The organism is Brachybacterium sp. UNK5269 (assembly GCF_049266655.1).
In the GTDB taxonomy this organism is placed as follows: domain Bacteria; phylum Actinomycetota; class Actinomycetes; order Actinomycetales; family Dermabacteraceae; genus Brachybacterium.
Window position 1 is genome coordinate 98755 of the sequence record NZ_CP184883.1, and the last position, 17552, is coordinate 116306.

Annotated in this window: 16 protein-coding genes; 6 read left to right on the forward strand and 10 right to left on the reverse strand. The window is 71.5% G+C overall.

The window, feature by feature from the left end; all coding sequences use genetic code 11:
• Positions 1 to 23 precede the first annotated feature (23 nt).
• From ACOJUI_RS00495 to ACOJUI_RS00510, 4 genes are all read right to left on the reverse strand, one after another.
• Entirely contained in the window at positions 24 to 878 is an 855-nt protein-coding gene (locus tag ACOJUI_RS00495; protein ID WP_422116157.1) for a carbohydrate ABC transporter permease, read from the reverse strand.
• Positions 868 to 1815: a carbohydrate ABC transporter permease gene (locus tag ACOJUI_RS00500; RefSeq protein ID WP_422116158.1), complete on the reverse strand. Its 948-nt coding sequence runs from the start codon at positions 1813 to 1815 to the stop codon at positions 868 to 870. The genes ACOJUI_RS00495 and ACOJUI_RS00500 overlap by 11 nt, the downstream gene beginning before the upstream one ends.
• On the reverse strand, positions 1815 to 3080 hold the full coding sequence (locus ACOJUI_RS00505; protein ID WP_422116159.1) for an ABC transporter substrate-binding protein: 1266 nt from the start codon (positions 3078 to 3080) through the stop codon (positions 1815 to 1817). Before ACOJUI_RS00505 ends, ACOJUI_RS00500 begins: the two co-directional genes overlap by 1 nt.
• A gap of 414 nt (positions 3081 to 3494) precedes the next feature.
• Positions 3495 to 5138, reverse strand: a complete 1644-nt coding sequence (locus tag ACOJUI_RS00510) for a M81 family metallopeptidase (RefSeq protein WP_422116160.1) — start codon at positions 5136 to 5138, stop codon at positions 3495 to 3497.
• Positions 5139 to 5235: 97 nt separating this feature from the next.
• Between ACOJUI_RS00510 and ACOJUI_RS00515 the strand changes: the two genes are divergently transcribed.
• Complete coding sequence (locus ACOJUI_RS00515) at positions 5236 to 6621, forward strand: alpha-L-fucosidase (RefSeq protein ID WP_422116161.1); 1386 nt, start codon at positions 5236 to 5238, stop codon at positions 6619 to 6621.
• Between the two features lie 55 nt (positions 6622 to 6676).
• Here the strand turns inward: ACOJUI_RS00515 and ACOJUI_RS00520 are convergent, their stop codons facing one another.
• The 3 genes from ACOJUI_RS00520 to ACOJUI_RS00530 are packed head-to-tail and all read right to left on the reverse strand — an operon-like array spanning position 6677 to position 9593.
• On the reverse strand, positions 6677 to 7429 hold the full coding sequence (locus ACOJUI_RS00520) for a TSUP family transporter (protein WP_422116162.1): 753 nt from the start codon (positions 7427 to 7429) through the stop codon (positions 6677 to 6679).
• Positions 7426 to 8826: a 6-phospho-beta-glucosidase gene (locus ACOJUI_RS00525; protein ID WP_422116163.1), complete on the reverse strand. Its 1401-nt coding sequence runs from the start codon at positions 8824 to 8826 to the stop codon at positions 7426 to 7428. The genes ACOJUI_RS00520 and ACOJUI_RS00525 overlap by 4 nt, the downstream gene beginning before the upstream one ends.
• The gene (locus ACOJUI_RS00530; RefSeq protein ID WP_422116164.1) at positions 8823 to 9593 is read right to left on the reverse strand and encodes a DeoR/GlpR family DNA-binding transcription regulator; all 771 of its coding nucleotides are present in this window, start codon (positions 9591 to 9593) and stop codon (positions 8823 to 8825) included. Before ACOJUI_RS00530 ends, ACOJUI_RS00525 begins: the two co-directional genes overlap by 4 nt.
• Positions 9594 to 9753: 160 nt before the next feature.
• Between ACOJUI_RS00530 and ACOJUI_RS00535 the strand changes: the two genes are divergently transcribed.
• The 5 genes from ACOJUI_RS00535 (at position 9754) to ACOJUI_RS00555 (ending at position 15745) form a co-directional block, all read left to right on the forward strand.
• Positions 9754 to 11115, forward strand: a complete 1362-nt coding sequence (locus tag ACOJUI_RS00535; RefSeq protein WP_422116165.1) for an extracellular solute-binding protein — start codon at positions 9754 to 9756, stop codon at positions 11113 to 11115.
• A gap of 5 nt (positions 11116 to 11120) precedes the next feature.
• A complete protein-coding gene (locus tag ACOJUI_RS00540; protein WP_422116166.1) occupies positions 11121 to 12005 on the forward strand; it encodes a carbohydrate ABC transporter permease in 885 nt (294 codons plus the stop codon).
• The gene (locus ACOJUI_RS00545) at positions 12002 to 12805 is read left to right on the forward strand and encodes a carbohydrate ABC transporter permease (protein WP_422116167.1); all 804 of its coding nucleotides are present in this window, start codon (positions 12002 to 12004) and stop codon (positions 12803 to 12805) included. Before ACOJUI_RS00540 ends, ACOJUI_RS00545 begins: the two co-directional genes overlap by 4 nt.
• On the forward strand, positions 12802 to 13971 hold the full coding sequence (locus ACOJUI_RS00550; protein ID WP_422116168.1) for a carbohydrate kinase family protein: 1170 nt from the start codon (positions 12802 to 12804) through the stop codon (positions 13969 to 13971). The genes ACOJUI_RS00545 and ACOJUI_RS00550 overlap by 4 nt, the downstream gene beginning before the upstream one ends.
• Before the next feature lie 88 nt (positions 13972 to 14059).
• On the forward strand, positions 14060 to 15745 hold the full coding sequence (locus ACOJUI_RS00555) for an ABC1 kinase family protein (protein WP_422116169.1): 1686 nt from the start codon (positions 14060 to 14062) through the stop codon (positions 15743 to 15745).
• Between the two features lie 15 nt (positions 15746 to 15760).
• On the opposite strand, the gene ACOJUI_RS00560 is transcribed toward ACOJUI_RS00555, so the two are convergent.
• The 3 genes from ACOJUI_RS00560 to ACOJUI_RS00570 are packed head-to-tail and all read right to left on the reverse strand — an operon-like array spanning position 15761 to position 17522.
• Positions 15761 to 16276: an SRPBCC family protein gene (locus ACOJUI_RS00560; RefSeq protein WP_422116170.1), complete on the reverse strand. Its 516-nt coding sequence runs from the start codon at positions 16274 to 16276 to the stop codon at positions 15761 to 15763.
• A complete protein-coding gene (locus ACOJUI_RS00565) occupies positions 16273 to 16968 on the reverse strand; it encodes a DUF899 domain-containing protein (RefSeq protein ID WP_422116171.1) in 696 nt (231 codons plus the stop codon). The genes ACOJUI_RS00560 and ACOJUI_RS00565 overlap by 4 nt, the downstream gene beginning before the upstream one ends.
• Positions 16965 to 17522 (reverse strand): dihydrofolate reductase family protein, encoded by a 558-nt coding sequence (locus ACOJUI_RS00570; RefSeq protein ID WP_422116172.1) that lies wholly within the window; start codon positions 17520 to 17522, stop codon positions 16965 to 16967. The genes ACOJUI_RS00565 and ACOJUI_RS00570 overlap by 4 nt, the downstream gene beginning before the upstream one ends.
• Positions 17523 to 17552: the final 30 nt, after the last annotated feature.

Consider the following 17552-nt stretch of genomic DNA (forward strand, 5'->3'; position numbering starts at 1 on the left):
ATGGTGCGGACGGGTTGCCGGCGTCAGCGCCCGCCGAAGCCGCCCATGGAGACGCCCTGCTGGAGCTGCTTCTGCAGCAGGACGACGATGAGCAGGCTCGGCAGCACCACCAGCGTGACGGCGGCCATCATGGGTCCCCAGTCGGTGCCGCGCTCGCCGGAGAACATCTGCAGGCCGATGGGGACGGTGGCCATGTTCGGGTTGTTCACGACGATGAGCGGCCACAGGAAGCTCGCCCAATACTCGATGAACGAGAACACGAACACCACGGCGATCGGCGCTCGCAAGAGGGGCACGATCACGCTGATCAGCGTCCGCAGTCGCCCGGCACCGTCGATCTTGGCGGCTTCCTCGTAGTCCGGGGGGAGGCTGAGCAGGAACTGGCGGATCAGGAACGTCCCGAAGGCGCCGAAGGCGAAGGGCAGGATGAGGGCGGGGTAGGAATCGATCAGACCGGCCTCCTGCATCATCAGATACAGGGGAATGATCAGGACTTCCTGCGGCAGCACCATCGTGGCGAGGAAGACGGCGAAGAGCGCACCGCGCCCGCGGAACTCGAAGCGGGAGAACGCGTACGCGCTGAGGACCGACACGATCACGGTCAGGCCCGCCCCGATCAGGGCGACCAGGAAGCTGTTGATCAGGATCCTGGCGAAGGGGATGGCAGTCGCCGCGACCGCGTAGTTGCCCCACTCGATCCGTGAGCCAACGATGCTCGTCCCGGTCGAGAAGACCTCGTTGGTGGGCTTGAGCGAGGTGGCGAGCATCCAGATGAAGGGGAACACGAACACCAGGCCGACGAGGCACAGGAGCAGCTTCGAGACGATCTGGCGATCAGGGGTGCGCCTATGCGCACGGTGCAGGATGTCAGCTGTCATAGGACACCCACCTCTTCTGCTGGCTGAACTGGACGGCGGTGATGAGCATGACGAGCGCGAACAGCGCCCACGCGATCGCCGAGGCGTAGCCCAGACGGTCGAAGGAGAAGCCGTTGCGGTACAGATGGAGGACGAGGGTGTTGGTCGCGTTGCCGGGCCCGCCCTCGGTGAGCGCGTACGGCTGGGCGAACACCTTGAAAGCACCGATGACGGTCATCACCGTGCAGAAGAAGATGGTCGGCGACAGCATCGGGAAGACGATCCGGAAGAAGCGGTCGACCGGCCCGGCGCCATCGATCCGGGACGCCTCGAGCACGCTGGGATTGATCCCGGCGATCCCCGCTCCCAGCACGATGATGTTGTAGCCCATTCCCTGCCACAGCGACATGACGACCAGGGAGACCATCGCCCAGCCAGGGGTGTTGAGCCATTGAGGGCCCGAGATCCCGATCGCGGCGAGCATCTGGTTGACGATCCCGTCATCGTTGAGCATCAGCCGGAAGATCAGCGCGTTGCCGATCATGGGGGTGACGACGGGGATGAAGAACAGCACCCGGAAGAAGGCTGCCCAGCGCCCGCCCAGGTTCATCAGCCAATAACTGAGTCCGAGTGCGACGACGAGATTGACTGCCGTATAGAGCACCGCGAAGATCAGCGTGTTGCGCAGACTGATCCAGAACGCCGGATCGCCGGCGATCATGAAGCGGTAGTTCTCCAGCCCGACGAACTCCGGGGCGCCGAACAGAGGCCAGTCGAAGAAGCTGATGATCAGGGAGACGACCAGCGGCACGACGATGAAGATCGCGAACCCGAGCATCCCGGGACCGAGGTAGGGCAGTGCCGACCAGCCGTTGCCGCGGCCGCCCGGACTCGGGCGTTTCGCGCTGCGGGCGACAGCGGGCGGCGCGGTGGGCACCGTGCCGATCGCAGCGGCCATCAGCCGACCGCCCCCTGGATCTGCTCGAGGATCTCGGCGGCATCACGGTTGCCGCGGAACCCGTCGGTCGCGTACTGGCCGAACTGTGACATGACCTCGTTCCAGGTGGTCGTGGTGAGGAGCGGCACCCCGTTCTTCGCCAGCGCAGTGACGGCGGCGACGTTGTCCTCGTTCTTGCCCTCCGCCCATCGCGCCTCCTGCTCCACGATCGACGGGAAGGTGCCCCGGGCGTTCGCGACGTCGTCGATCACCTCGGGGGTGGTGATCGCCATCAGGGTCTCGAAGGCGGCCTCGGGGTCCTCGGCGTTCGAGGCGATGCCGAAGCCCGAGCCCTGGATCAGGCCCTTCGCCTCGCCGCTCTCGGACGGGACCACGGTGACACCGAGGTCATCACCGAGTGCGTCCGCGAAGGCCTGGTACATCCAGGGGCCATCGAGGTACATCGCCACGTTGCCGTTCATGAGGTCCTGCTGGGCGGCCGGCTCGGAATCGACAGCGGCCGGGGCCTTGGCGACCTGGTGCTCGGTGACGAGGTCGAAGCCGAACTGGATGCCCTCGACGACCTTGGGGTCGGTCAGGGTCAGCTCCTCGTCGACGACGGGAGCGCCGCCGTTCGCGAAGGCGATGGCGAGCCCCAGATGGACGAGCCCGGAGGAGATCGCGAGGCCGTACCTGTCCCCTGACGTCATGGCCTTGGCGTCCTCGAGGAAGCGGTCCATCGGGTACGAGTCGACGGGCTCCTCGAGGCCGGCTTCGCGGAACAGGGCCCGGTTGTAGAACAGGACCATGGGCTCGGCGTCGTACGGGATCGCGCGCACGGTCCCGCCGACGGTCATGCCCGCGATCATGGCCTGGTTGTAGGTGGAGAGGTCGATGCCCGCCTGCTCGGCGAGGTCGTCCAGTGGGGCGAGCAGCGCATCGAGCTCCTGAGCGCGGGCCGCCTGGGTCGTCAGGAGTGAGGGCGCGTCCCCTGTCGACATCCTCGTCTTCACCTTGGTCCAGTAGTCCTCGAAGCTCGGCCCCTCGAGCTCCAGCTGGAAGTCGGGGTCCTTCGCCGTGGCGGAATCGATGAACGCCTGCCACTGGGCACGGTCGTTCTCGTTCGAGATCCACGTGTACAGCGTCGAGCTCGCGGCGGAGCCTCCGCCGCCTCCTCCTCCGGAAGAGCCGCCGCACGCGCTGAGCGCGGCGAGGGGGATCGTGGCGCCGAGGCCGGCGAGCAGCGTGCGACGAGAGAGTGCGCGGCGAACTGATGATGAGTCCATGTCGTCTCCTAGCAATCGAAGAGCTCCGTTGTCCTTCGTGAGAGTCCGCGCCGGGTCCGGCAAGACATAGGATCTTTGGCGTGGTGGATCACACTATGCACCACACGAACCAAGCGGTCAACACTTGGGATCCGACCGCGGCTGAGGATGCCAACCTCGGTAGAGAGCACAGCACGTGGGGGTGTGGTGACGTGAGCGGGAGCGCGCCGGAGACCGGCGGTACGCCGGTGCTAGAGTCATCCCATCATCGGGCCACCGGGGCAGGAAGCGAAGAGCAGACGCATGGTGGGCAGACGCGCGGGCGCCTCGCAGCGGTGCGTTCGCGGAGGGGCTCGGGCACGAGGTACGGCCCCGCGGATGCCCGCGACCCGCTCCCGGCACCTCGACGGCCGCGCACCGGACCTAACCGTCGGGCTAGAGCGGCCGGGGCCCGCCGCGGCGGATGATCGATCCCGCGCTCGGCGCCGGGATCTCGTCGTCGAACGGGATCATCGGTCGGTCGATGCGGTGATGACCGAGCCGCACCAGGTCCTGATCGACGCCTCCGGGCGTGAGCGCGAGCAGCCACTCCGCAGCGGCCTCGTACTGCTCCGGTTCGAGATAACCCATCTTCACGGTGACCACGTCGAAGCCGGTCATCGACAGCCCCAGGCTCTCGAACATGGCGTTCGTCGACCACTGGGATCGGCGCTGCGTGACCACCACCGTCAATCCCGTCGGCCGGTTCGCGTCGAGGACCTGGAGGGCCGCCGCCCGGCCCGCCGGCCCGGAGTCGTCCAGGGCCCGCACCTGCGCAGCCAGCGGGACCGGTCCGGGCGCCCGGGTGTCGATGCGCGCCCCGACGGTGAACTCCCCGCTGCCGCCCACGCCCAGCTGCCAGGCGGCGTCGGTCGAGATCGGGTCCACCAGCGAGACCATCAGCGCGCTCACCGAACCGTCGCGGATCTCGGACCGGGACATCAGGTGGGCGAGGGCGACAGTGGTGTCATCGGCTCCGCCGGCGCCAGGGTTGTCGCCGGAGTCGGAGATCCAGAAGGGGCGGCGCGAGGAGGCGATCGCGCGGTCCAGGCACTCCTCGTAATCGCCGGTCGCGGCCACGAAGGTGAAGTCGTGCCGGGCCCTCCACACCGAGGCAGCCAGCTCGAGTGCCGCAGCGGCCACGGCCTCCGCATCCTCCCCGAAGGCGACGATCGCCGCCTTGCAGCGCGGCTGGTCGGCCCAGGCGAACCCCACCCAGTACGACACGTCGGTCACCCCGTCGCGTGCCGTCAGCTCGGGGATCCGCCCGTACAGCGAAGCGGCGGGCTCGACGCGCGTCGACGTCTTCTCGCCGGGCAGCAGGATGGGGACGTGCACGAGAGCGCGGTACGGCCTCGGCCCGCCGTCCGCGACGTGCGCTGCCGTGGTGACCAGGTCCCGCAGGCCGCGCTCCCGGGTCTCCCACGCATCGATGTGCGGGGCATGCCGGTAGCAGGTCAGCAGATCGCAGGCCTCGAACAGCGTGGGCGAGACGTTGCCGTGCAGGTCCATCGCCGCGCCGACGACGACCTCCGGACCGATCACGGCGCGGATGGCGGTGATCAGGTCGCCCTCTGCGTCGTCCAGGCCGACCACGCTCATCGCCCCGTGGATGTCGAAGAAGAATCCGTCCAGCGGTGCGGCGGCATGGGCGGCGGCCAGGCCGTCCACGATCTCCGCCTTCCAGCCCTCGTATGCCTCGCGCACCAGCTGCCCGCCCGGGAGCGCGCGGGCCTGCAGGATCCCGATGTAGTCGGCGGCATCCCGCAGCGCCGCCCCGGACAGGTGCGGCGCGTCGTCCGCGTCCGGCTCGGAGTCCGGTTCCTCCGCCGCGCGCTCATCGGCGCCCGCGGTCGTCGCTACGGCGAAGAACGGGTAGCGGTCCAGCACCTGCTCGGTGCCGCGCCGCACCTCGAAGTCGTCAGCGACAGAAAGATGCGGGGTGAAGGTGGAGGACTCGATCGCGATGCCCGCGATGGCGATCCGCGGACGACGGCGTGCGGTGCTCGGTTCCACGTGCGTGCTCCTCCTGAGAGTCATCGACCGACGCTGGTCGCGGGCATCATGTCATCGATCAGGACGACGGATGCTGCGATTGCGAGGAATGCAGAAGTGCCGATGACGTCAGGAGACACCGATGATCAGCTTCGATGACCGCCACGGCCCCGCCGATGGGGCCCCGGCCGCCGCCTACCCCGACCTGAGCGTGCCCGCGTGGTACCGCGACGCGAAGCTGGGCCTGTTCGTCCACTGGGGCCTGTACTCGGTTCCCGCCTGGGCCGATGTGCTGGACCGCAGTGACGTCACCGCCCAGAACGCCTACGCCCGGCACCAGTACGCGGAGTGGTACGCCAACACAGTGCGGATCGAGGGCAGCCCCACACGGACGCGTCACCGCGAGGTGTTCGGGCTGGGCCACTCCTACGAGGACTTCGCCGACCAGTGGGCCCCCGCCGACGGCGCGGCCGAGCGGATCGTCCACCTGGCCGAGCGGGCGGGCGCCCGCTACGTGGTCCCCACCTCGAAGCACCACGACGGCTTCTGCCTGTGGGACAGCGCCACGACGCCCTTCACCGCGGCCCGCCGCGGGGCGCACCGCGATCTGCTCGAGGAGTTCGCCGGCGCGGTACGGGCGGCGGGCCTGCGGCTCGGCCTCTACTACTCCGGCGCCCACGACTGGCATGTCACCGACTTCCCGCCGCTGACGTCGAACGACGAGCTGTTCGCCCTGCGCCGGAACGATCCGGAGTTCGCCGCCTTCGCGGCCGCCCAGCTGCGGGAGCTCGTGGACCGCTTCGCGCCGGACCTGCTGTGGAACGACATCGACTGGCCCGATTCCGGCAAGTATGACGGCCCCGACTCCCTGCAGCAGATCTTCCGCGACTACCTGGCGGCCGTGCCCGAGGGGATGGTCAACGACCGCTGGGGCGTGCCCGCCCACGGCGTCCTGACCCGCGAGTACCAGGACATCGAATCGGTGCAGGTGGAGGTCTTCGAGTCCACGCGCGGCCTCGGACTCTCCTTCGGGTACAACGCCGACGAGTCCCTCGAGCACGCGCTGGACGGCGCGGAGCTGATCCGTCTGCTGGCCGATGTGGTCTCCAAGAACGGCAACCTGCTGATCAACGTCGGCCCGCGCGCCGACGGGTCGATCCCCGAGCTGCAGGCCGCGGCGCTCGAGCAGCTCGGGAGGTGGCTGGAGCGCCACGGCGCCGCGATCTTCGCCACCCGCCCCTGGATGCACGAGGCCGTGAGGGTCCCGCCTGCCGGCGTGCGCTTCACCCGGGGCCCGGGGGCCGACGGATCCGAGGTGCTGAACGTGCTCCTGCTGGATCCCGCCGCCGGGCCGGTCGAGCTGACCGGCGAGGTCTCCGCCGCGATCCGGGAGATCGCTGCGACGCCGTCCGAGGGCCACGGGATCCCGGCGGGGGAGGCGGCGGTCGACCTCACGGGCCCCAGGGTCGTCGTGACGCCCGGGGCCGCGTCCGAAGAGGTGGCGGTCGCCGGCATCCCGCTGCGGTGAGCGGGGTGAGCAGGGTGAGCCGGGTGAGCCGGGTGATGCCCGGTCCGCGCCCCGCTCACCCCACCAGCAGCCCCACCCCGGTCCCGAGCGCGAGCAGCGCTCCGAGGAACCCGAGCGCCATCACGGAGCGCTGGATGGTGCGCTCGCGCAGCCTCCGCTGGACGGCCTCGCCGAGGAAGACGGAGCCGATCACGGCGCCCACCATCGCCGCCCAGACCCACCAGGGCAGGGTCGGCAGCTGACCGTCGTCCCAGGCCAGCTTCGCGGCGAAGGATGACCCGGCGATCAGGATCCACAGCGGCTGCAGGGTGGCGACCATGGGCAGCACCGACCAGCGCGACAGCGCCGCGTAGACCGTGACGGCCGGACCGCCCACCCCGCCCAGCACGGACCCGAGCCCGGAGCCGATCCCGGTGACCACCTGCGCGGTCCGGCCCTCGACGCGGGTGTCGACGCGCACCAGCACCACGGAGATCACCAGGCTCAGCAGCACCAGGCACGCGGTGGTCACGTAGAGCGGGCCCGGCGGGGAGACCGAGGAGAGCCAGGCGGCGCCCGGCATCACCGCCACCGCCGGCAGGCCCATCCAGGCGACGGCCGGCCACTGGATGTGCGACCAGATCCGCGGCAGCAGGACGATCGGCATCAGGGTGCCCAGGAAGTTCGCGAGCATGATGCCCTCGTGCGCCCCGATCAGCACCACCGCATAGGGCGCGAAGATCATGCCCAATCCCATCCCCACCACCCGCTGGATGACGGCGGCCATCAGCACCAGGGCGATCAGCGAGAGCGCCAGCGCAGTGCTCACCGGCTCGTCAGCAGCGCCGCGATCCGGGGATGCCCGGCGGCGTAGCCCTCGAGCAGCTGCGCGCCCAGCACCGGCGAGCTCACCAGCGGATGGGCGGAGAACCCCTGCCAGGCGGCCTCGCGCGAGCCGGTGGTGGCGGCGACGAGGATCGAGCGCTCGGCGGAGCGCAGCGAGCTCATCAGGCCCAGCCGGCCCAGCTCGACCGGCGCGACAGGCTGCGGGTGCACCCCGTCCCCGTCGACCAGGCACAGCACCTCGATGACGGCGTCGGCCGGCAGCTCGGGGATGATGCGCGCGGCCGGCAGCGCCGCGGCGCCGGCCGGTGCGTTGCCGACGTCCAGGATCATCCGCTCGCTGCGGCCGGTGGCGATCGCGGTCATCAGGCGCAGCGCCACCTCCTGGTAGCCGCCGCCGGCCACGTCCTCCTCGCGCCGCTCCTCGTCGCGGGACTCGGCCATGTAGGTGGCCTCGCGCTCGTGCAGCGTCGAGCGCCACAGGGACAGTGGGGAGGAGCAGCAGGAGTCCGCGGCGGCGAGGTAGAAGTCGCCCTGCTGCTTGGCGAGGAACTCCCCGCGGGTGGTGGCCGAGGCGGTGATGCGCTCGATCGCGGCGGCGGTGTGCAGGTAGTAGTACAGGTACTCGTTGGGCAGGGCGCCGTCGGCGCGCACCCAGTCCTTGCCGATCAGCCGCGCCTCCTCGATCTCCTCGAGGGCGTCGTCGTCGGCCAGCAGGCCGGGCAGGCGGTCGGTGCCGTCGATCGTCACCGAGCGCAGCCATCCCAGGTGGTTCAGCCCCACGTAGTCGAAGCCCGCGCCGCGCTCGCCGGCCACCAGGTCCGTCCCCAGCAGGCGGCCCACGCGCCGCACCAGGCCGATGGGGGTGTCGCAGATGCCCACCACCTTGTCCCCGAGCACGCCGCGCATGGCCTCGGTGACGATCCCGGCGGGGTTGGTGAAGTTGATGACCCAGGCCTGCGGGGCGACCTCGGCGATGGCGCGGGCGATGTCCAGCACCACCGGCAGGGTGCGCAGGGCGTAGGCGAGGCCGCCGGGGCCGATGGTCTCCTGGCCCAGCAGTCCGAGTGAGAGCGCGACCCGTTCGTCGACGGTGCGGGCCTCGGCGCCGCCCACCCGGACGGCGCTGAAGACGAAGTCCGCGCCGGCGAGCGCCTCGCGCAGATCGGTGGTGGCGCGCAGGCGGGGCAGGGAGGCCGCGCGGCCGGCGCCGGTCAGCTGCTCGCCGAGGCCCTCGATGACGGCGGTGATGGTGGCCAGGCGCGCGGCGTCGACGTCGTGGAGGGCGACCTCGTCGACGGTCAGCCCGGTGGCGGCGGTGGCGACGGCCTCGTAGACGAGGGGGACGCGGAATCCGCCGCCTCCCAGGATGGTGAGCTTCATGGCAGCAGTACCTCCACGCTCTCCCCGTCGGGGAGGTCGAAGTCGAAGGGCAGGGGGGAGCGGTCGGTGATCAGCCCGGTGAACCGCGACAGCGGGGCGATCTCGAGGAAGCCGGAGCCGGGGAACTTGTCCTGGTCGGCCAGCACGTAGGCCGCGGTGGAGGCCTCCAGCAGGCCCCGCTTCACGGGGACTTCGCTGGGGGTCGAGTCGAGCACCGCGCCGTCGGCCCGGATCCCGGCGGCGCCGAGGAAGGCGCGGTCCACCCGCAGCTGGCGCAGGGCCGACTCGGTGAGGATCCCGACCATCGAGTCGTAGTTGGGGCGCAGCAGCCCGCCCAGGATCACGATGTCGATGCCGGGCGCGGCCGCGAGGGAGCGCACCACCGCGAGCGAGGCGGTGACCACGGTGAGGGACCGCTGCGCGAGCAGCGGGCACATCGCGGCGACGGTGGTGCCGATGTCCAGGGCGATCACGTCGCCGTCCTCGATCAGGGCGCAGGCGCGGGCGGCGATCGCCTGCTTCGCGCGGGTGGCGGAGCTCGCGACGTCGGCGAAGGAGCGCAGATCGGCCTCGGGGCGGATGGAGCTGCGCACGTCGGTCGCCCCGCCGCGCACCCGCCGCAGCGCCCCGACCTCGGAGAGGACGTCCAGGTCACGGCGCACCGTGGCCTCGGAGACGCCGAGCTCGCCGCTGAGCTCGGCGACGGTCACGGTGCCGCTGCGGCGCACGGCCGCGACGATCGCCTGGTGACGCTCTGCGCTCAGCATGGCGTCACCGTAGCACCGACCACTCATCTTCGAGCATCTCCGAGCAGAAGACTGCAGCGCCGAACAAGTCGTGTCATGATGGTGGTTCGCACCACATCGGCTGGTGTCGGTCATGAGCGACAGTGGCGACGCTCGACCGCTGACCCCTCAGGAGGACATCATGCGACGACGGAACTTCCTCGGCACCACCGCTGCGCTCGGCGGTCTCGGCCTGCTGGCCGCCTGCGCGCCCGGCTCCGACAGCGGCAGCGGCGGCGAGGCCCCCGCGCCCGCGGCCGACGAGGTCGACACGGACATCGCCGCCCTCGGGGACATCACCCTGGTGGTGTGGGACCAGGAGGTCCGCGGCGCCCAGAACGACGCCATCGTCGCGCTCATCGAGAGCTTCAAGACCGAGTACCCCAACGTCACCATCGAGCGGGTCTCGCAGTCCTTCGACGACCTCCAGCAGCAGACCGGCCTCGCGCTGTCGGGCAACGAGGTCCCCGACGTGCTGCAGGTCAACAACGCCCGCGGCGACATGGGCAGCTTCGTGGCCGACTCCCTGCTGACCGACCTGACCGGCTACGCCGAGGCCTACGGCTGGGAGGAGCGCTACGCCCCCAGCGTGCTGGGCAAGATGCGCTACTCCGCCGACGGCGTCACCTTCGGCGAGGGCGCCCTGTACGGCCTCGCCCAGACCGGCGAGATCTGCGGCATCTACTACTCCCAGTCCAAGCTCGACGCGCTCGGTCTGCAGGCGCCCACCACCTGGGACGAGGTCTTCGCCCTGGTCGACGCGGCCGCCGCCGCCGGGGAGGTGCCGATCATGCTCGGCAACCTCGATCAGTGGCCGGCGCTGCACGTGTTCGGCCCGCTGCAGGCCCACTTCGTCACCGCCGAGGAGATCGTCACCCTCGGCATGGGCAACGCGGGCGCCGACTGGACCAGCGAGGAGAACCTCGCGGCGCTCACCAAGCTCGCCGAATGGGGCACCGGCGGAGCGCTCGGCGCCTCCCCCAACGGCCTGGCCTACGACGATGCCTGGCCCGCCTTCGCCGAGGGTCAGGGCGTGCTGCTGATCGGCGGCTCCTGGCTGGGACCCGACATGGAGGCCGTGATGGGGGAGGACCTGCGCTTCATGGCCCCGCCGCCCGGGGCCGACGGCTCCGTCGCCACCACCGGCGGCACCGGCATCCCCTTCGCGATCCCGGCGGCGGCCGCCAACCCCGCCGCCGCGGCCGCGTTCATCGACTTCATCACCAGCGACGCCGCGATGGAGATGATCGCCGAGAACGGCGGCATGCCCGTGAACCGCACCGCGGAGCTGGCGCCGGACTCCGGCGTCAACAAGGACATCTACGAGGCCTTCGACGCCGTCTCGACCGGCGGCACGCTGCTGCCCTACCTCGACTACGCGACCCCCTCCTTCGCCGACACCGCCGGGGCGACGCTGCAGGAGGTCATCGGCGGGCAGACCGAACCGGCCGCCGCCGCCGAGACGCTCCAGGAGGACTACGCCGCGTTCACCGAGGGATCCTGAGCCCGATGGCCTCACCGCCCTCCGCGGTGGCCCGCTCCCGGGCCATCCCCTACCTGTTCATCCTGCCGGCGCTGCTGGTCTACGGCGCGTTCTCGCTGTACCCGCTGGTCCGGGCCGCGCAGTTCTCCCTGTTCGAGTGGAAGGGCTTCGGCGCCTCCACCTTCGTGGGGCTGCAGAACTACCTCGACCTGGCCGGGGACGCCGACTTCCGGGCGGCCATCCTCAACGCGCTGGTGCTGATCGTCTTCTACGCGGTGATCCCGCTGGTGGTGGGGCTGGCGCTGGCGGCGATCCTGCGCCGCGGACAGGTGCGGGGGATGGGCTTCTTCCGCACGGTGATCTTCCTGCCCCAGGTGATCGCCCTGGTGGTGGTGGCGGTGGCCTGGCGGCAGATCTACTCGCCGAACGGGCTGCTGAACGACGCGCTGGCGGCGGTGGGCCTGGAGTCGCTGACCCGCGGCTGGCTGGGCGATCCCGCCACGGCGCTGGCCTCGGTGGGGTTCATCGGCACCTGGGTGCAGATGGGGCTGGTGATGCTGCTGCTCCTGTCGGGGATGAGCCGCATCCCGCAGGAGCTGTTCGAGGCCGCCCGCCTCGACGGCGCCGGGGCGGTCCGGGAGTTCTTCGCGATCACCCTGCCCTCGGTGCGCGGGGAGATCACGGTCGCCCTGGTGCTGACGATCATCGCGGCGCTGAAGACCTTCGACCTGGTCTACATGACCACCTCGGGCGGGCCCGGGAACGCCACCACGGTGCCGAGCTACGAGGTCTACTTCCGGGCCTTCGACCTGCGCGAGGTGGGCTCCGCCTCCGCCGTCGCGATCGTGCTGACGATCATCATCTTCGCGATCAACGTCGGGGTCACCCGCATCGGGGAGCGTGAGTCATGAGGGTCTCCCGCGGCGAGACCGCCATGAACTACGTGATCCTGGGCGGCTTCGCCCTGTTCGCGCTCGCCCCCGTGGTGACCATCCTGCTGACCTCGGTGGCCCCGCCGCTGGGCGAGGCGGGCGGGATCCACCTCGGCAACTTCGCCGAGGCCTGGACCGTCGGCGGCTTCGGACGGTCGCTCGGGAACTCCGTGGTGGTCGCCGCGATCGTGGTGGGCCTCTCGCTGGTGCTGGCGATCCTGTCCGGCTACGCCTTCGGCACGATGCGGTTCCGCGGCTCCACGGCGCTGTTCTACCTGTTCCTGCTGGGGCTGATGATCCCCGCCGAGGCCACGATCATCCCGCTGTTCTTCGACCTGCGCGCACTCGGCCTGACCGACACCTACATCGCGATCGCGATGCCGCAGGTGGCGCAGTCGGTCGCCTTCGGGACCTTCTGGCTGCGCGCCCAGTTCCGGGCGATGCCCGTGAGCCTGCTGGAGGCGGCGGCCCTGGACGGCGCGGGCCCGGTCCAGGCCCTGACCCGGATCCTGGTGCCCGCCAGCCGACCGGCGATCGTGACCATGGTGGTGCTGGTGTTCATGTGGACCTGGAACGAGTTCCTCACCGCGCTGGTGATGACCCCGAGCGGCCGGCTGCGCACCGCCCCGCTGGGACTGGCGAACTTCCAGGGCCAGTACACCGCCGAGACCGCGCTGCTCGCGGCGGGGGCTGTCATCGTGGCCCTGCCCACCGTCATCCTGTTCCTGTTCCTCCAGCGCCATTTCATCCGCGGCATGCTCGAAGGAGTTGCGAAATGACCATCGACGACGAGGCCGCGAGGCCCGCTCGCCCGGCCGGCGCCTCCACTCCGGCCCCGCCCGCGGCCGCCGCGGGGGACGACTGGGACCCGCTGGCCACCCAGCGCACCCCCGCGGATCCGCCGCTGGACGTGCTGCTCTCGGGCACCGTGTTCTTCGACATCGTCTTCACCGGGATGGAGCGCCTGCCCCGCCCCGGGGAGGAACTGTGGTCCAAGGGCATGGGCTCCAGCCCCGGCGGCATCGCGAACCTCGCCACCGCCGCCGCCCGGCTGGGCCTGCGCACCGGACTGGTCGCCGGCTTCGGGGACGACGCCTACGCCGACTGGATGTGGCACACCATGGCCAACGAGGAGGGCATCGACCTCTCCGCCTCGCGTCGCTTCCCCGACTTCCACTCCCCGCTGACCGTCTCCATCGCCGCCCACGGCGACCGGGCCATGGCCACCCACGGCCACGACCTGCCCGAGCCGCTCTCGACCCTGATCACCCGCGCCCCGGCGGCGCGGGCCGCGGTGGTCGACCTGGCGGGGGAGACCAGCTGGTGGGGGGACCTGGTGCGGCGCGGCTCGCTGATCTTCGCCGACATCGGCTTCGACCAGACCGGCCGCTGGGACGTCGCCGACCTCGCCCCGCTGCAGCACTGCCACGCCTTCACCCCCAACGCCCTCGAGGCCATGGGCTACACCCGCACCGACAGCCCCGGCGCGGCGGTGCGGGCCCTGGCGGACAAGGTCCCGCTGGTGGTGGTCACCGACGGCGCCGACGGCTCCTACGCCATCGACGGCTCCACCGGCGAGGAGGCGTTCTGCCCCGCCGTGCCCGTCGAGGCGATCGACACCACCGGGGCCGGCGACGTGTTCGCGGCCGCGATGGTGCTGGGCACCCTGGCCGGCTGGCCCCTCGAGGAGCGGCTCAAGTTCGGCTCCCTGTGCGCGGCGCTCGCCGTCCAGCAGTTCGGCGGCTCGCTCGCGGCCCCGGGCTGGGGCGACATCACCGACTGGTGGCGCTCGCTGAGTTCCGCGGCCGACGCGGGCGACCTGCGCGCCGCCTACACCCGCGGCGGGTACCGGTTCCTGGACGGCATCGTCCCCGACCACCCCGTCCAGGGCCGGCGGCGTGCCCAGGGCACCTTCGCGCTGCGCTCCGACGCCGGGGAGCACTGAGCAGGACGTCCCGGCGGCGGGTCGGCGGCCCCCGGGACTCCGCGCCGGGTCGCCGGGAGCGGACCGGCCCGCTGGCTACGATGCGTCCATGGCCTCCGTCACCGCCCGCTACCGCACGATCGCCGAGGTCCTGGTCCGCAACGGGCTCTCGGCCCTGGCCGGGCAGCTCGGACTGCTCGGCCATGCGGCCTCCCTCCTCCCCAACCGCCGCGACCCGGCCCCGGATGCCGCGGCCGACGGTCCCGCCCGGCTGCGCCGCGCGCTCGAGGAGCTGGGGCCCACCTTCATCAAGCTCGGCCAGATGCTCTCCACCCGACCCGATCTGCTGCCCGCGGAGTACACCGCCGAGCTGGCCAGGCTCCGATCCCGCACCTCACCGGTGCCCTCCGCGCAGATCGTCGCCAGGATCGAGCAGGAGCTCGGCGCTCCGGTCGAGCAGCTGTTCGCCCGGTTCGATGCGACGCCGCTGGCCTCCGCCTCGATCGGGCAGGCCCATCGCGCCCGCACCCACGACGGCCTCGAGGTCGTCGTCAAGGTCCGTAAGCCCGGCGTGAGCGACGTGGTGGCCGCCGACCTCGAGGCGCTGACCTCACTGGCCACCCTGGCCGCACGGGAGTGGGAGCTGGCCCGGGACGTCGACGTCGAAGGGCTGGTCGCCGCGTTCGGGCGCTCCCTGCGCGGCGAGCTGGACTACCGGGTCGAGGCCCAGCACGCCCAGCAGCTGCGCGAGAACCTCGCCGAGGACCCCTGGGTGCGGATCCCGGAGGTGCTGACCGACCTCAGCACCGCCGAGGTGCTCACCGAGGAGCTCGTGACCGGCATGGCCATCACCGACACCGCGGCGCTCGCCGCCGCCGGCCTGGATGCCTCCGAGCTGGCCCACCGGGCCACCGAGTCGCTGGTGCGGATGGTGCTGGTGGACGGCTTCTTCCACGCCGACCCGCATCCCGGGAACCTGTTCGTCGGCCCCGACGGGACCCTCACCCTCATCGACTTCGGGATGGTGGGACGGCTGGGCCCGGCGCTGCGCGAGGACCTGCTGCGGCTGCTGTACGCGCTGCGCCAGCGCGACGCCGAGGCGGCCGTGAACGCCCTCCTGCGGGTCGCGCCGCCGCGGCGCAGCGTGGACCGGCGCCGGCTCTCGCGCGATGCCCTCTCGCTGATGGACGACCTCTCCTCGCGCCCACTGGCCGAGATCCCGCTGGCCTCCATCATCGAGCGGCTGACCGGCCTGCTGCGCCGGCACCGCCTGCAGCTGCCGTCCGACGTCTCCACCCTGCTGCGGATGCTGGTGCTCACCGAGTCCAGCGCCATCACCCTCGATCCTGACTTCCACGTCTCCGTGGTCCTGGACGAGGTGGCACCGCTGGCGCTCATGAAGCTGCTGACGCCCGAGGCCATCGCCCGGCGCGTGGGCAGCACCGCCGTCAGCGCGCTGCGCGTGGGCGCGGACCTCCCGCAGCGCGCCACCCGCCTGCTCGACGACTACGAGGCCCGCGGCGTGGACGTGCGACTGCACCCCGAGGACCTCGACCGGATCGTCGAGCGCCTCGAGGGGACCGCGGACCGGCTCATCGTGGGGATGAGCCTGAGCGGGCTGCTGGTCTCCCTCGGCACCGTGCTCGCCGCCCGACCGGGCCGCGCCGTGCTGCGGGACCCGCTGATGATCGGCGCCGGCGGGGCGGTGGCCCTGATGGGCGCCTACCTGGCCGCCGGCGCCTGGCCCGCCCGCAAGGTGAGCCGCTTCGTGCGCCGCGGCATCAGCGGGACCTAGCCACGAGTCTCGCGCTCAGCGCGCCCCGGACCGGTCGAGCGCCCGCTCCAGCGCCGCCAGCGAGTCCTCGAGGAAGGCGGGCGGGAACGGGGGCAGGGAGAACTCCTCGACCAGGACGTGGGGCACGCGGCTCCAGTCGTAGGTGAGCGTCACCTCGGTGCCGGAATCGCCGGCGGGGGCGAGGTCGTACCGCCAGGTCCAGCCGCCGGTGTCCAGCTCGCCGTCCGGGCCGAACTGGCCCGGCTCCCAGGCCACGGTCCGCTCCGGCTCGAAGGCGATCACGCGACTGTGCATGTCGTAGCGACCGCCCGCGTCGAGGTGGAACATCTCCATCCCGAACACCTGCCCGACCGCGGTGATCGGCGCCGGGTCCGCCTCCAGCGGGCCCCGCACCCAGTCCGTCGGATCGGTCTCGTGGTGGCGGCCGGGGTCGGTCAGGAGGGCGAACACCGCCGCGGGGGAGGCGGGAACGGTGCGGGAGACGACGTAGCGCTCCTGCTCGGTCGCCACGGCGAGGTCGTCGACGGTCATGAGCGTCCTCCCGGTCCGTACAGGGCCGCGATCTCCTCGGAGCCCAGCCACTTGTCGTAGGTGTCCGACTGCGGCCAGCCGGGAGGGGAGTCCTGCCAGATCTCCTGGCGACCGTAGGGCAGCACGTCGACGAAGGCGAAGGTGTGGCTGAGCTGCTCGGTGCCGCGGCCGTTCGTGTGCCAGGTGCGGTAGACCCTCTCGCCGTCGCGCAGGAACACGTTCACGGCGAAGCCGCCGTCGGGCGGGGCGTCGACGTCGGCCCCGAAGGCGCTGTCGGCGGTGGAGTACCAGTCCATCTGGTTGCCGACCTTCGCCCGGTAGGCCAGCGCCTCGTCGATCGGGCCCTGGGTGACGACCACGAAGCGGGCGTCGTACTTGCGGAGGAACTCGGTGCGGGTGAACTGGGAGGTGTACCCGGTGCAGCCGCCGCACTGCCATGCGGAGTCCGGGAACCACATGTGGTGGTAGGTGACGAGCTGGGAGGCGCCGTCGAACACGTCGGCCAGGCGCACCGGGCCGTCCGCGCCCTGCAGGGTGTACTCGGGCAGCTCGACCATCGGCAGCCGTCGGCGCTGGGCGGCGATCGCGTCGAGCTCGCGGGTGGCGGCCTTCTCCCGCACGCGCAGGGCGGCGAGCTCGCGCTGCCAGGTCTCGCGGTCGGTGACGGGTGGGAGCGCGGGGGCGGTGGTCATGACGGTTCCTTCCGAGGGGCCCAGCGGGTGTAGGTGACACCGGAGTCGAAGGCGAGGTGCTCGAGGAGTCGGAGGGGCTCGCGGTGCCCCTCGGGGAAGAGCCGGCGGCCCCGCCCCTGCACGTACGGGTGGGTCCACAGGCAGTACTCGTCGACCAGACCGGCGGCGATCAGCGTGTGGCACAGGCGGATGCTGCCGGTCAGCGCGATCCCGCGGCCCGGCCGGGACTTCAGCGCGCGCACCGCCGCGACCGGGTCGGAGGCGATGATCGTGGAGTGCTGCCAGGCGGGGTCGGTCATCGTCGAGGACACCACGTACTTCTCCAGCGCGTTCAGCTCGGCGGTGATGCCGGTGGTGTCGTCAGCTTGAGCCGGCCAGAAGCCGCGGAAGGCCTCGAAGGTCTCCCGGCCCAGCAGGATCGCGTCGCAGGCGGCGCTGTCGCGCTGGGTGATGGCGTGCAGGTCGGGCGCATCGGCGGTGGGATCGAACCAGTCGTCGAGCATCTCGATGCTGCCGTCGGCGGTGATGTTCTGGGTCAGGACCAGGGGTCTCATGGTCGTCCTCGGGGAGAGGCGGATGTGAAC